The following is a 12,190-nucleotide window of genomic DNA, read 5'->3' as shown; positions in this document are numbered from 1 at the left end:
CTGAAATTGAAAAGTTAAACACATGTGGAACAAGCTTAATCCGTATTGGAAAGATATTTTGATTGCCTTGGCGCTGTATCTGCCGCTAACGGTATATACGCTATGCTGGCCACCCTCAATCGGGTTATTTACTTTACCTTTTTTGGAAGACGTAGCCCTTGTTAACTATATTCTTCTGCTCATCCCCACCCTGCTGGCTTGGCTGTGCAGTTGGAAAATGTCGAGCGTTCGGCCGTATTTTGTGTCGGGCATCTCGCTGGCCATGAATTTGGGATTATAGGGGTATTGGCTGGCAGTGCTCGTGTTTGATAACGGTGAACTATGGTTTGCATATTGGTTTTCGACACCGGCTTTAGTGATCGGCTTTATCGTGGCCTTAATATGGCAGGTGGAAGTAGAAGCCGATGGGTGGGCAGCGTTTCGGATAGGTTTTCTCGGTAGTTTTGTGCCGTTTTTACTGGCTCCATTTGTAGTGATGCTTGTTATATTCGGATAACCCGCCCAAACTTTTTCAGGTAGCCTCTTAATGCCCACCCCCCGTGCCAAAATCCTGCTCGCCCTCGCCGCGCTGTTGCTGCTGGCCGGCGGCCACTTCGCCGTACGCCAATGGCGTGCCGGGCAGCAGCCTGCTGCCGAAACGGTGGTACAAACCGATTGCGACCCGCGCCAAGGCTGCACCCTGCCCGACGGCAGTCGAATCCGCTTTGCCGCCGCACGCCACCGCCCCTTCGACATCACCCTGGAAAACGTGCCGCCCCAAGTGCAGCAGGCCGAAGTGCGCTTCAGCATGGACGGCATGGACATGGGCTTCAACCGCTTCCCGCTTCAGCGCCAGGCCGACGGCTCCTGGCTTGCCGCCCAAATCCGCTTACCCGTGTGCACCGACCGCCGCGACGGCTACCTGGCAGACATCCGCATCGGCAGCCAAGTTTTTCAGGTAGCCTTCCAAGCCGAATAACCCATTATTTTAAAAACCAATCGCCACACCATGCCCCTACTGCAAGCCCCCGGCTCCGGCCTCAGCGCCCTGCCCCCGCTCTCGCTCTATATCCACATCCCCTGGTGCATTCAAAAATGCCCCTATTGCGACTTCAACTCCCACCGCCTCAAGCCCGACACCGACGAAGCCGCCTACATCAACGCCCTGCTCGCCGACCTGCAACACGAACTGCCCCACATCTGGGGGCGGCCGGTGGACACTATTTTCATCGGCGGCGGCACCCCCAGCGTGTTTTCCGCCGAATCCATCAGCCGCCTGCTTTCCGGCGTGCGCGCCCTGGTGCGCCTGCAGCCCGAAGCCGAAATCACCCTCGAAGCCAACCCCGGCACTTTCGAGCAAGCCCGCTTCCAAGGCTACGCCGAAGCCGGCATCACCCGCCTGTCGCTCGGCATCCAAAGTTTCGACAACGCCAAACTGCACGCCCTCGGCCGCATCCACAACGGCGATGAAGCCCGCGCCGCCATCGAAGCCGCGCTCGCCATCTTCCCCCGCGTGAACACCGACCTCATGTATGCCCTGCCGCACCAAACCCCAGAAGAAGCCCGGCGCGATGCCGAAACCGCCCTCTCCTTCGGCGTAACCCACATCAGCGCCTACCACCTCACCATGGAGCCCAACACCCCCTTCGGCCGCACCCCGCCCCCCGGCATCCCCGAAGAAGACGCCGCCTACACCATCGAACAAGCCGTGCACCACACCCTGTTTGCCGCCGGCTTCGAACGCTACGAAACCAGCGCCTTCGCCCAAAACGGCCAGCAATGCCGCCACAACCTCAACTACTGGCAATTCGGCGACTACATCGGCATCGGCGCCGGCGCCCACGGAAAAATCAGCAGCCACAGCGGCATCACGCGCACCACCCGTGCCCGCCACCCCCGCAGCTACCTCGCCGCCATGCAAGGCAACCCCGCCGATGCCGTCGAACGTTTTCAGGTAGCCCCAAGCGAGCTGCCCTTCGAATTCATGCTCAACGCCATGCGCCTCACCGGCGGCGTACCCGCCCGCCTGTTCCAAGAGCGCACCGGCCACAGCCTCGCCGCCATCGCCCGCCCCCTGCAGGAAGCCACCCGGCTCGGCCTCATCGACCCCGACCCCACCCTCCTGCGCCCCACCGAACGCGGCCAACGCTATTTAAACGATTTGCTGCAACTGTTTTTGTAAGCCCGCCCCAGCCTGCAGAGGCTACCTGAAAACCATACCCCGCTACTCAGCCCGCATACCGAACACAAAAGGCTACCTGAAAAATCCAGCTGCGCAGAAACTTGCCGTGCTGCATTTTCAGGTAGCCTCAATCCATCCGGCCCATCAGTCATACAAATGCAGATTCACTATGCGCAACAGCTCCGCTTCCACAGCAGGCAAATGGCGCGGTGGGCTGATGCCGTCTTCTTGCGTGATTTTTAGCCGCTTTTGTATTTTGTTGTAGTGGATTTTAATCTTTTCGCTGCCAAATATCTTTTTGAATTGATAAAGATAAACCAAATCGTGCTTGGTGGGCACGCCCTTTTCCAAATCCAACATGGCAAACGGCGCCTCTTCATCGAGAAACCAAATCAAATTGGCAAAATCATCCTGCTTCATCCGATAGAGCGACTGGGCAGTATAGGGAATTTTATTCGATATGCCCGCCTTATATTGCCGCCACGCGGCCAATATGGCCTCGCTTACGCCTTTTTCCTGCCCCGGCATCATCCCGCTGGACACCACAACATAATGATGATCTTCCCCATAGGCAACATGACGCCGCTGAATCATGACTCCGATACGCGGGCGTAAAAACTTGCCGAGATAGGGGTGGTGCTTTTTTAATGTCTCTAGGCCAACGCCCACCGCCTGGATATTGTCCCACTTGGTCGACCATTTGCGATGCTTATTGAAAAAATTCAGCGCATCGTGCACCGCAATGCCCTGTTCGTCCATATGCACCACCGGCTTGCGCAACAGCAACATCGGCAGCACCACGGCATATTGCAGCCAACAAAACAGCCAAGAAAACAGGGTAAGAAGCAGCAAAAACCAATACCAATAGCTGATCTCGGACAAAACAGCCCGATCGCCCCACAGGGCCGAACAAATCAAGCACACGCAAAACAGCCCGAAAAAGCCGCCGTAAAACAGCAGCTCCAGGGAGTGCCACCAACTGTAATAAAGTTTCCGTTCCATTGCCTTCCCCATTGGCAAAAGGCTACCTGAAACTTTCAGGTAGCCTCTAATCCTGCCTCAATCTTCAGCCTTATGCTTCGCGGCGGATAATCAACAGCGGCAGGCGGGTCTCGCGCATCACGGTTTCGGCGAAGCTGCCCATCAGGAGGTGCATCAGGCCGGTGCGGCCGTGGGTGCCCAGCACCAGCAGGTCGGCTTTCTGCTCGGTGGCATAATCCACCAGGCTTTTGGCCATATCGCGTGCGTTTTTGCTGATCACGAGCAGGTGGCTGCCGATTTTAGCATTTTCGCCCAAGTCGGCGCGCGCCTGTTTGATAGCGGCCTCCAAAATCGCGTTGCCTTGTTCGGTGGCGGCGGCTTCGTAGTTTTCATACTGCAAAAACTCGGGGGCAACGGTGGCCACGTATTCGGCGGGGTTGGCCACGTGCACCAATGTGAGCGCCGCGCCGGTGGCTTTAGCCAGGCCGCAGGCCTGTTTGAGCGCGTGTTGGGAGGTGCGGCTGCCGTCTACTGCAATCACGATATGTTGATACATAAGCTTTCTCCTAGTGAACGATTTTCCAATGCTTCCGCGCAGAGGCTACAGCCGCCTGACGGGTCTCTTCCTGATACGTTTACAGTATAATACCGATGCACCGAATGTGCCATTTTTTCTACCTGTTTTTTGACTTATCCCGATGATTATTTCCGCCCCAACCGAGCGCCGCTTCGGCGGTATTTCCCGACTCTACGGCCAAGCCGCCCTGCAACGCTTTGCCCAAGCCCATGTTTGCGTGGTGGGCGTGGGCGGCGTGGGCTCTTGGGCGGTGGAGGCACTGGCGCGCAGCGGCATCGGCCGGCTCACGCTGATTGATTTGGACAACGTGGCCGAATCCAACACCAACCGCCAGCTTCACGCGCTCACCGACAATTTCGGCCTGCCCAAAGTAACCGCGCTGCACCGGCGCATCCTGCAAATCAACCCCGCCTGCGCCGTGCACGAAATCGAAGATTTTGTGGACGCGGAAAACGTGGGCACGCTTTTTGCCGAGCCGTTTGATTTTGTGATCGACGCCATCGACCAAGTGCGCGTGAAAGCCGCCATGGCCGCGCATTTTGTGGCGAAAAAGCAAGCCTTTGTGGTGTCCGGCGGCGCAGGCGGCCAGCGCGACCCCGCCCTCATCCGCCGCGCCGACCTCGCCCGCACCACCCACGACCCGCTGCTTTCCAACCTGCGCTACACCCTGCGCCGCCGATACGGTTTTCCGCGCGATCCGAAAGAGCGCATGAAAGTGAGCTGCATCTATTCCGAAGAAAACGTTACCCCGCCGCAAACCGGCGCCGCCTGCGAAACCGATGCCGCACCGCAGGGATTGTCTTGCGCAGGCTACGGCGCGAGCATGCTGGTTACCGCCGCTTTCGGCCTGTTTTGCGCACAGGCAGCGATAGAGCACCTGGCCGCACAAGTTAAATAATCTATAAATTCTCCATGAAACCAAACCCATCATATTTGGCGTAAATGGTTGCGGCTGTACTTCTCTGCTGGCGCAGCCGAACAGAGCGCGGTTTTTCGGGAAATAAGGGCTTGCATGTTCGAAGCGGCGCAGCCGCAAGTCGCGAGCCCACCCGAAAAACTGCGCGGAGTGAGGGAAGTTTGGCAAAGCCAAACCTGCGCCCGCAGTCGCTTTTCTTTGCTTCCTTTCTTTGGCGAAGCAAAGAAAGGAAGTGCCCGCACCGGCATGAGGTGCAAGGGTGAACGGGGTAAGTATGGTGAAGGCTACCTGAAATTTAACAGACCTCCTCCGATCACTCCATCCAAAAACATTTACGCCAATTCTTGTAAAAATCCAACCTAAAAGGAAAACCATGTTCCCCATCGAACTCAAAGCCCTGCGCCGCAACCTCGGCCTCACCCAAGCCGAAGCCGGCCAGGCTCTTGCTGCCAATGTCGATTTCCCCCACGGCGCTTCCGCCGAAGAATGGGCGCAATGGGAAAACGGCACCGCCCCCATCCCCCTGCACGTGGTTCGTGCCGTGGAAACCCGCCTCAACCAGAAATACCAAGCCATCGACCAATACGCCGAACAGCTCGAAGCCCAAATGCAGGGCGGCGATGCGGTGGTGGTGCTGTGGTATCCCGAGCCGAAGGCCTGCCCCGACCTGGCCTCTTGGCGCATCAGCCAAAGCGTGGCCGGCGAAGTGGCCGCCATGGGCGGTCGGGTAATCGCCTTCGATGCCGAGACCTACCGCAACTGGCGGCAGGGGCAGGCTCAAACCGCCGACACCCCCGACAACCGCCAACGCTGGGCGCAGGAGCAATTTGAGCAAACCCGGTGAGCCGGGCTGAAATCCGAAAGGCTACCTGAAAAATTTATAGCCAACCGAACTTCCGCTACGGCCGCGCTTCCGCACTGCCTCGAATCGAAAGTCCGACCGGCTTGCCGCGGCCCTGCAGGATTCTTCAGGGCCGATTTTTCAGGTAGCCTTTTCCTTATTTCAACAACGCCCGGATATCCTCAGGCTGATACACCCGCACCCGCTCCGCTGGCGGGTTCAGCGCGGTGCGGCGCATGGCTTCGGCCAATTCGGCCACGTGCAGCGGGCGCTGGCTCTGAAACAAACCGGCAGCATTGAGCAGACGCAGGCAGTGCGCAAAAAGGCGTTCGGATACGCGCGTGCTGCCGGGGCGGATCAGCAGCGGCGGGCGGAAGATGACGAGGTGCGGGAAACCGAGTTCGGCCAAAGCGGCTTCGAGCGCGCCCTTCATGCGCGGGTAGAAAAACCGGGAGCGCGCATCCGCGCCGAAGGCAGACACCAGCACCAGGGTTTGCGCACCGTTTTGCCGGGCGGCGCGGGCGAAGGCGAGGTTGGCCTCATAGTCGATTTGCCATTGCGCCTCTTTGCCGCCCGCATCTTTCAAAGTCGTGCCCAAACAGGCAAACACGGTGTCGCCGCGCACGCTCTCCGCCCAAGTTTGCGGCCGGGCGAAATCGATGATGCGGCTGTGCAGTTTTTCGTGGACAAACGCGGGAGCGCGGCGGCCGAAGCTGTGGATTTGCGCCACCTGCGGCGTATCCGCCAGAAGCGGCAGCAGCGCTTGGCCGGTGGCGCCCGTAGCGCCGATGATGAGTGCTTGCATGAGGTTTCCTTGTAATGGTGCGGATGGGTTAATGATAGGCGCGTTGCCTGCTTCCGATATTGGTATGGCGGCTTAAAATCGCCATGCTAGGGCATGGTCGGCCTTGTCGCGCTTGCGTACCGCCTGCGGCTTATCGCCCGGCATCGAAAGTTCAATCAGTTTGCTGTTAAGGCTACCTGAAAACCGCTAACCAAGGGTTTTCAGGTAGCCTTTATCAAGCAAGCAAAGGCTGGCCGCAGGCTGCTAAATCCAGCCCAGCGTATTGGCGAACACCAGCAAAATCGCCACCGGCGCGAGGAAGCGCAGGACGTTGAGCCACAGCACAATCACGGCCTGCGGCACGCTGCTGCCTTCGCGCATGTGCGCCAACACATCGCTCTTCTGCCGTATCCAGCCTACAAACACCGCCACCAAAAGCGAGCTGATCGGCATAATCAGCGCGGTAATCATGTAGTCCCACAGGTCGAACAGCGTTTTGCCGAACAGCTTCCATTCGGCGAGCACGCCGAACGAGAGTGCGGAGGGAATGCCGACAATAAAAATCGCCGTACCGATCAGCCAGGTGGTTTTGCTGCGTTTGCGCTCGTCTTCGCGGATGGCGGCGGCAATCACGGTTTCCAGCATGGAGAAGGCGGAAGTGAGCGTGGCGAACACTACCAGCAGCATAAACACGGCAAACAGAATCTGCCCCAGCGGCAGCTTCATAAACACAGCGGGCAGCACCACGAAAATCAGCCCCGGCCCCTGACCCGGCTCAAAGTTGAAGGCGAACACGGCGGGGAAAATAACCAAACCGGCCAACAAAGACACCAGCAGGTTCATCCACATAATGCTGTTACCCGAGCGGAACAAATCTTGTTTTTTGTCTAAATAGGCGGCATAAGTAATCATGGTGGACACGCCCAGGCTCAGCGCAAAAAAAGCCTGCCCCAGCGCGGTGAGCATGGTTTGCGGCGTGAAGTGCGACCAATCGGGTTTGAGCAGGAAGGAGATGCCCGCCATCGCGCCGTCCAGCGTGAGCGAACGTACAGCCAGCAATAGCAGCAACACAAACAACGCGGGCATCATGTATTTGTTGGCCCGTTCGATGCCTGCCGCAATGCCGCTTTTCACCACCCACACCGTCATCAGCATAAATAGCCCCTGATAGGCGATTGAGCCGACGGGATTGGAAATCGTGCTGCCGAACAGCGCGCCGAAATCTGCATCAGGATGGATGCTGCCGTCAAACGCGTGCACCACATAATTCAACACCCAACCGCCCACCACGCTGTAGAACGACAGCAAAATAAAGCAGGCAAACACGCCCATGCGTCCGATCCATGGCCACAGGCTGTTCGGCACGAGCGTTTTAAACGCATCCACCGCGTTTTTGCCGCTCTTGCGGCCGATATAAAACTCGGCCAGCTGCACCGGCAGCGCCACCAATAGGGTAAACACCAAAAACATCAGCACAAATACCGCGCCGCCATTAGTACCGGCGGTGTAGGGAAATTTCCAAATCGCGCCCAAGCCGATGGCAGAGCCGGCGGCGGAGAGGATAAAACCGATTTTAGACGACCAGGAAGCAGGGGTTTTCATACGGCTGCAATCATCCGAAACAAAAGAAAGGCGCGATTTTAACAAAAACAAACATCCAAGCCGCCGCCACAATCCCGCCGCCGCCGCATTACGCAGTTTTCCTGCCCGAATCGGCAAGCGCACAGGCAGGCCAGATATTTGATTGCTATATTTTTAGCATTTAATACCGTTTAAAAATATAAATAGCAAGTTTGTTGTTTTAATCTCACATTATCAATCAAGAGAAAAACAGTTATACCAATATCACCACTCCTGCCCAAACCAATCCGGCAGCATGAAAGGCTACCTGAAACTGCCAACCGGCTTTCAGGTAGCCTCCAAACCTATCAGCCAAACCATGCTTTACCAGAAAACATCAGCCGTTCGCACAGCCGAACAAAAACTCCTTGCAAACAAAAATAGTTCGCACTAATATGCCGCCCTATCATGCAAAACGAAAACCGTCTTTTATCCCCGGCCGCGCTCGTATTCGTGATTGCCGTTCACACCCTGCTGTTTTGGCTGCTGACCTCGATTAAGCCGCCGGAACTGCCAACCGAACCGCCCGGGCTGAGCTTTGTCGATCTTGGTGAGATTGGCGGCGGCGGGGGCGGCGGCGGTACGGGTGGCGACACCATATCTGAAGACGAGCCGCCCGCCGAACCGCCGAAGCAAACCCCGCCCGAAGCGCCCAAACCAGAACAACCGAAACCGGAACGGCCCAAGCCGCAGCCGGTTAAACCCGTGCCTGAGCAGCGCACGCAAATCAAACCAGTGGAACGGCAAGACAAACCTGCCGACATCGTTCAGCCCAAACCGGTTGAGCCGAAACCCGAACCCAAACCGCAGCCTCAAGCGCAACCCCGCCCCGAACCCAAGCCGCAGGCACAGCCCGAGCGGCCGATTGCCCCTACCAACCCGAATGCAGGCCATAGCGCCAACGCAGGCGGTGGCGGCGGCGGCAAAGGCACGCCTTCCGCCGGAGAAGGCGGAGGCCGCGGCGGCGGCCGTGGCACTGGTCATGGCCAAGGTGAAGGCGATGGAGAAGGCCCCGGCAAAGGCGGTGGCCGTGGCGGCGGCGAAGGCGGCGGTGTCGGCAACGGCCAAGGCCCTGTCGGTGGTGGCGGTGGTGGCGGTGGTGGCGGCGACAGCGCACCCACCCACCTAGGCGGCTACCTGCACAATCCGAAACCGCCCTATCCGCCACAATTGGAAGACGAAGGCATCAGCGGCACGGTAAAACTGCGCGTGATGGTGGAAGCCAACGGCAAGCCTTCCAGCGTGGAAATCGTTTCCGCCTCCCATCCGCTGTTCGGCGCATCCGCTGCCAACACCGTGCGCCAGAGCTATACCTTCGTTCCGGCCAAACGCAACGGCCAGCCCGTTCGCCAAAGCTATACTTTTACCCTGCGTTTTAAAGCTCCTTAAAAACCCAACTAAACCGATTAGTCAATCTCATTACCTTAATATTAGGAATATTATGAACTTAGGACACGTTTTCGCCCAAGGCGACATTGTATTGATTACCGTATTTCTGCTGCTGGTGCTGATGAGTATCCTCACCTGGTGGATCATCATCATGCGCAGCATCCGCCTGCACCAAGTACGCCACGCCAACCGGGGCACGATTGAAGCCGTCGCCACCGTGGCCTCGCTTGATGAAGTGCTGCGCCTGGCCAAAGCCCATCCCTCCCCGCTGGCCGACCTCACCCAATCCGCCGTCCAGGCCGCGCGCCAATACCGCGCCAACCCCGCCAGCCAGCTCACCAGCATTCCCTTGGGCGACTATCTGGTGCAACACATCCGCCATAAAATGGACATTGCCAAACGCGGCCTCAACGGCGGGCTCACCATTCTCGCCTCCGTGGGCGCCACCGCCCCGTTTATCGGCCTGTTCGGCACGGTGTGGGGCATTTACCACGCGCTGGAAAACATCAGCCAGCAAGGCCAGGTAAACATCGCCACCGTGGCCGGCCCCATCGGCGAAGCGCTGGTGGCCACCGCCGTCGGTCTGTTTGCCGCCATCCCCGCCGTGCTGGCCTACAACTTCATCGTGTTCGGCAACAAACAGGTGGTGCAGGATATGGATGCCTACGCCTACGATTTGCACGTTAAGATTATGAACGACAAGGAGTAAGAGCATGGCCTTCGGTTCGATGAACGGCGGCGACGATTCGCCCATGGCCGACATCAACGTTACCCCGCTGGTAGATGTGATGCTCGTGCTGCTGATTGTATTCATGATCACCATGCCGGTGATGACCCACTCCATCCCGCTGGAACTGCCCACCGCCTCGGCCAAGCAAGTGGCGGAAAACGCCGCCCAGCCCAAAGACCCGCTGCGCCTTTCCATTGCCGCCGACGGCAGCTACCACTTGGCCGAAGGCGAGAAAATCAGCCTGCAGGACTTGGAAAACCGGCTGCAAGAGCTGGCCAAAACCAATCCCGATCAAGTGATTGCCATCGCCGCCGATAAAAACGCCCAGTTCGAGCATGTGGAAAAAGCCCTCAGCGCCGTGCGCGACGCCGGCCTGAGCAAAGTCGGCTTCGTTACCGAAGAAAAAGACCACGCCCAGCCGCAGCAGTAAACCGCAGCCTAGGCCAATAAAAAGGCTACCTGAAAACCTAATAGCGCAGAAATTTTGCTGCGCTGCGTTTTCAGGTAGCCTTTTATATTGCCGCAGGCCGGCATGGCCGCGCCGATTTCAAATTGCCCTTCCCTTGTTGCGCCCCCCTGCCGCCAGTCGGGTACATAACAAGCCAACCGAACCTTCGCTACTGCGTTACGTTACGTTGCCTTGCCGTCCTTCCGTATCGTCTACGACTTACCGCCTTGTATCGAAAGCTCGTTTGGCTTGCCATATGTTTTCAGGTAGCCCGACGTGTTGGCAAAAGGCTACCTGAAAATGTCGGCTTCTGCGAAGCAGAACCCTGTCTTGCACTTTTCAGGTAGCCTTTCCCAATCTGCGGTGCCGTGCCGTTTATGCTGTTTCCTTTTTGCTCAAAGTGAAGCCGGTGAAGCCGAACACGAGAGTGAGCAGCAGGCTGAGGTAGCAGAAGAAGGCGTAGGGCAGATAATCGATTACGGGCACGCCTAGGGCATGGTGGATAAACACGCCGCACACGCTCCAGGGCACGAGCGGGTTGGTTACCGTGCCCGCATCTTCCACGGTGCGGGCGATGTTGCGCGGGTGCAGGCCGAGCCGCTCGTAGATGGGCTTGAAGGTGTTGCCGGCCAGGAGCAGGCTGAGGTATTGCTCGCCGATGAGCACGTTGACGCCCAGCGAAGTGGCGGCCACGGTGAAGGTGGCGCGGCCGGCGTTAACCAACATATGGCCGATGCCGGAGAGCAGCGCGGGCAGGATGCCCAGGGCGTTGAGCAGGCCGCCGAGACTGAGGGCGAGGATAACGATGGTTTGGGTGAAAAACATGCTGCCGATGCCGCCGCGCGAAATCAGCTTGGCCACATTGCCCAAATCGGTGCCTTCCGGCGGCGCGTAGCCGTTGAAGAAGTAGCCGCCGAGCTGTTCGATGCTGGGGCTGCTGTGCAGATAGGTGAGCGCGAGGGAAACGGCGATAGTGATGATGATGGTGTAAATCGCGTTCACGCGGCGCATGGCCAAAACGATCAGCACGGCAAAGGGCAACAGGGTGTAGCCGTGCACTAAGCCGCTGGCCTGCAGCTGGGTTTGGAAGGCGGCCACGCTGCTTAAATCGGCGGCAGCGGTGTGGCCAGAGAGCAGCCAAAGCAACAGCGCGGTAAGCAGCCAGGCGGGGATGGTGGTGTACATCATATTGCGGATATGGTCGAACAAATCGATGCCCACAATGGAGGCGGCAATGCTGGTGGTGTCGGAAATGGGCGACATTTTGTCGCCGAAAAACGCGCCAGATACCACCGCCCCGGCCACCACAGCCGGATTAGCACCCAACGCGCTGCCCATGCCGATAAAGGCCACGCCCAGGGTGGCACAGGTGGTGAGGCTGCTGCCGATGGCCACGCCCACCATCGAAGTGAGCACGAAAGCGGAAAGGTAGAAAAACTGCGGCGAAATCAGCTCGAAGCCGTAATACATCAGCGTAGGAATCGCGCCGGACACCATCAGCGCCGACACCAGCAAACCAATGAAAAAGAAGAGATAAATCGCGCCGATGCCGGAGAGCACGCCGCGCGCCATGCTCAGCTGCATACGGCCGAAATCCAGCCCTTTGGCTTTGCCGAAACAGAGCAGCCCACACAGCACCAAAATTACCGACAAATGCGGCACCCAGCCGAAATGAATCATAGTAACGCCCATCACGGCCACCACCAGCGCGGCCATCACCGCCGCTTCGCGCGGCTGCATTTC

The 12,190-nt window shown here is 58.4% G+C and carries 13 protein-coding genes; 8 read left to right on the top strand and 5 right to left on the bottom strand.

The features are described 5' to 3' along the window. Window positions 1–22: 22 nt before the first annotated feature. The 3 genes from ELB75_RS04850 to hemW all read left to right on the top strand — a co-directional run bounded on the left by ELB75_RS04850 (window position 23) and on the right by hemW (window position 2,161). Complete coding sequence (locus ELB75_RS04850; protein ID WP_126982957.1) at window positions 23–280, top strand: hypothetical protein; 258 nt, start codon at window positions 23–25, stop codon at window positions 278–280. A gap of 246 nt (window positions 281–526) precedes the next feature. After that, window positions 527–958 (top strand): hypothetical protein, encoded by a 432-nt coding sequence (locus ELB75_RS04845; RefSeq protein ID WP_126982956.1) that lies wholly within the window; start codon window positions 527–529, stop codon window positions 956–958. A 30-nt stretch (window positions 959–988) separates the two neighbouring features. Continuing rightward, the gene (gene hemW / locus ELB75_RS04840) at window positions 989–2,161 is read left to right on the top strand and encodes a radical SAM family heme chaperone HemW (RefSeq protein WP_126982955.1); all 1,173 of its coding nucleotides are present in this window, start codon (window positions 989–991) and stop codon (window positions 2,159–2,161) included. A gap of 144 nt (window positions 2,162–2,305) precedes the next feature. On the opposite strand, the gene ELB75_RS04835 is transcribed toward hemW, so the two are convergent. Then, a complete protein-coding gene (locus ELB75_RS04835; protein WP_164726811.1) occupies window positions 2,306–2,962 on the bottom strand; it encodes a hypothetical protein in 657 nt (218 codons plus the stop codon). A 271-nt stretch (window positions 2,963–3,233) separates the two neighbouring features. Continuing rightward, on the bottom strand, window positions 3,234–3,698 hold the full coding sequence (locus ELB75_RS04830) for a universal stress protein (RefSeq protein WP_126982953.1): 465 nt from the start codon (window positions 3,696–3,698) through the stop codon (window positions 3,234–3,236). A gap of 142 nt (window positions 3,699–3,840) precedes the next feature. Between ELB75_RS04830 and ELB75_RS04825 the strand changes: the two genes are divergently transcribed. Together ELB75_RS04825 and ELB75_RS04820 are read left to right on the top strand one after the other, a co-directional pair. Further along, entirely contained in the window at window positions 3,841–4,617 is a 777-nt protein-coding gene (locus ELB75_RS04825; RefSeq protein WP_126982952.1) for a tRNA threonylcarbamoyladenosine dehydratase, read from the top strand. A gap of 391 nt (window positions 4,618–5,008) precedes the next feature. After that, entirely contained in the window at window positions 5,009–5,479 is a 471-nt protein-coding gene (locus ELB75_RS04820; RefSeq protein WP_126982951.1) for an Aca2/YdiL-like domain-containing protein, read from the top strand. A 154-nt stretch (window positions 5,480–5,633) separates the two neighbouring features. Here ELB75_RS04820 and ELB75_RS04815 read toward each other — a convergent pair whose 3' ends face one another. Both ELB75_RS04815 and ELB75_RS04810 read right to left on the bottom strand, forming a co-directional pair. Further along, the gene (locus ELB75_RS04815; RefSeq protein WP_126982950.1) at window positions 5,634–6,281 is read right to left on the bottom strand and encodes an NAD(P)H-binding protein; all 648 of its coding nucleotides are present in this window, start codon (window positions 6,279–6,281) and stop codon (window positions 5,634–5,636) included. Between the two features lie 243 nt (window positions 6,282–6,524). After that, the gene (locus tag ELB75_RS04810; protein WP_126982949.1) at window positions 6,525–7,862 is read right to left on the bottom strand and encodes a sodium-dependent transporter; all 1,338 of its coding nucleotides are present in this window, start codon (window positions 7,860–7,862) and stop codon (window positions 6,525–6,527) included. A gap of 426 nt (window positions 7,863–8,288) precedes the next feature. On the opposite strand from ELB75_RS04810, the gene ELB75_RS13025 reads away from it, so the two are divergent. The 3 genes from ELB75_RS13025 to ELB75_RS04795 are packed head-to-tail and all read left to right on the top strand — an operon-like array spanning window position 8,289 to window position 10,429. Next, complete coding sequence (locus tag ELB75_RS13025; protein ID WP_126982948.1) at window positions 8,289–9,269, top strand: energy transducer TonB; 981 nt, start codon at window positions 8,289–8,291, stop codon at window positions 9,267–9,269. Window positions 9,270–9,321: 52 nt separating this feature from the next. Beyond that, entirely contained in the window at window positions 9,322–9,978 is a 657-nt protein-coding gene (locus tag ELB75_RS04800) for a MotA/TolQ/ExbB proton channel family protein (RefSeq protein ID WP_064089769.1), read from the top strand. Window positions 9,979–9,982: 4 nt separating this feature from the next. Beyond that, the gene (locus ELB75_RS04795; RefSeq protein ID WP_126982947.1) at window positions 9,983–10,429 is read left to right on the top strand and encodes an ExbD/TolR family protein; all 447 of its coding nucleotides are present in this window, start codon (window positions 9,983–9,985) and stop codon (window positions 10,427–10,429) included. Between the two features lie 393 nt (window positions 10,430–10,822). Here the strand turns inward: ELB75_RS04795 and ELB75_RS04790 are convergent, their stop codons facing one another. Then, window positions 10,823–12,187, bottom strand: coding sequence for a Na+/H+ antiporter NhaC family protein (locus ELB75_RS04790; protein ID WP_126984205.1), 1,365 nt, complete (start codon window positions 12,185–12,187; stop codon window positions 10,823–10,825). Between the last annotated feature and the right edge of the window lie 3 nt (window positions 12,188–12,190).

This window comes from Eikenella corrodens, from assembly GCF_003990355.1.
GTDB classification, from domain to species: domain Bacteria; phylum Pseudomonadota; class Gammaproteobacteria; order Burkholderiales; family Neisseriaceae; genus Eikenella; species Eikenella corrodens_B.
The sequence above is the reverse complement of the archived record's forward strand: the minus strand, read 5'-3'. Positions and strand labels throughout refer to the sequence as shown.

Bases quoted from the DNA above. Each gene is read 5' to 3' on its own strand.
- ELB75_RS04810 (WP_126982949.1), bottom strand. From the start codon at position 7,862: ATGAAAACCCCTGCTTCCTGGTCGTCTAAAATCGGTTTTATCCTCTCC.
- ELB75_RS04790 (WP_126984205.1), bottom strand. From the start codon at position 12,187: ATGCAGCCGCGCGAAGCGGCGGTGATGGCCGCGCTGGTGGTGGCCGTG.
- ELB75_RS04845 (WP_126982956.1), top strand. From the start codon at position 527: ATGCCCACCCCCCGTGCCAAAATCCTGCTCGCCCTCGCCGCGCTGTTG.
- ELB75_RS04815 (WP_126982950.1), bottom strand. From the start codon at position 6,281: ATGCAAGCACTCATCATCGGCGCTACGGGCGCCACCGGCCAAGCGCTG.
- ELB75_RS04825 (WP_126982952.1), top strand. From the start codon at position 3,841: ATGATTATTTCCGCCCCAACCGAGCGCCGCTTCGGCGGTATTTCCCGA.
- ELB75_RS04830 (WP_126982953.1), bottom strand. From the start codon at position 3,698: ATGTATCAACATATCGTGATTGCAGTAGACGGCAGCCGCACCTCCCAA.
- ELB75_RS04800 (WP_064089769.1), top strand. From the start codon at position 9,322: ATGAACTTAGGACACGTTTTCGCCCAAGGCGACATTGTATTGATTACC.
- ELB75_RS04795 (WP_126982947.1), top strand. From the start codon at position 9,983: ATGGCCTTCGGTTCGATGAACGGCGGCGACGATTCGCCCATGGCCGAC.
- ELB75_RS04820 (WP_126982951.1), top strand. From the start codon at position 5,009: ATGTTCCCCATCGAACTCAAAGCCCTGCGCCGCAACCTCGGCCTCACC.
- hemW (WP_126982955.1), top strand. From the start codon at position 989: ATGCCCCTACTGCAAGCCCCCGGCTCCGGCCTCAGCGCCCTGCCCCCG.
- ELB75_RS13025 (WP_126982948.1), top strand. From the start codon at position 8,289: ATGCAAAACGAAAACCGTCTTTTATCCCCGGCCGCGCTCGTATTCGTG.
- ELB75_RS04850 (WP_126982957.1), top strand. From the start codon at position 23: ATGTGGAACAAGCTTAATCCGTATTGGAAAGATATTTTGATTGCCTTG.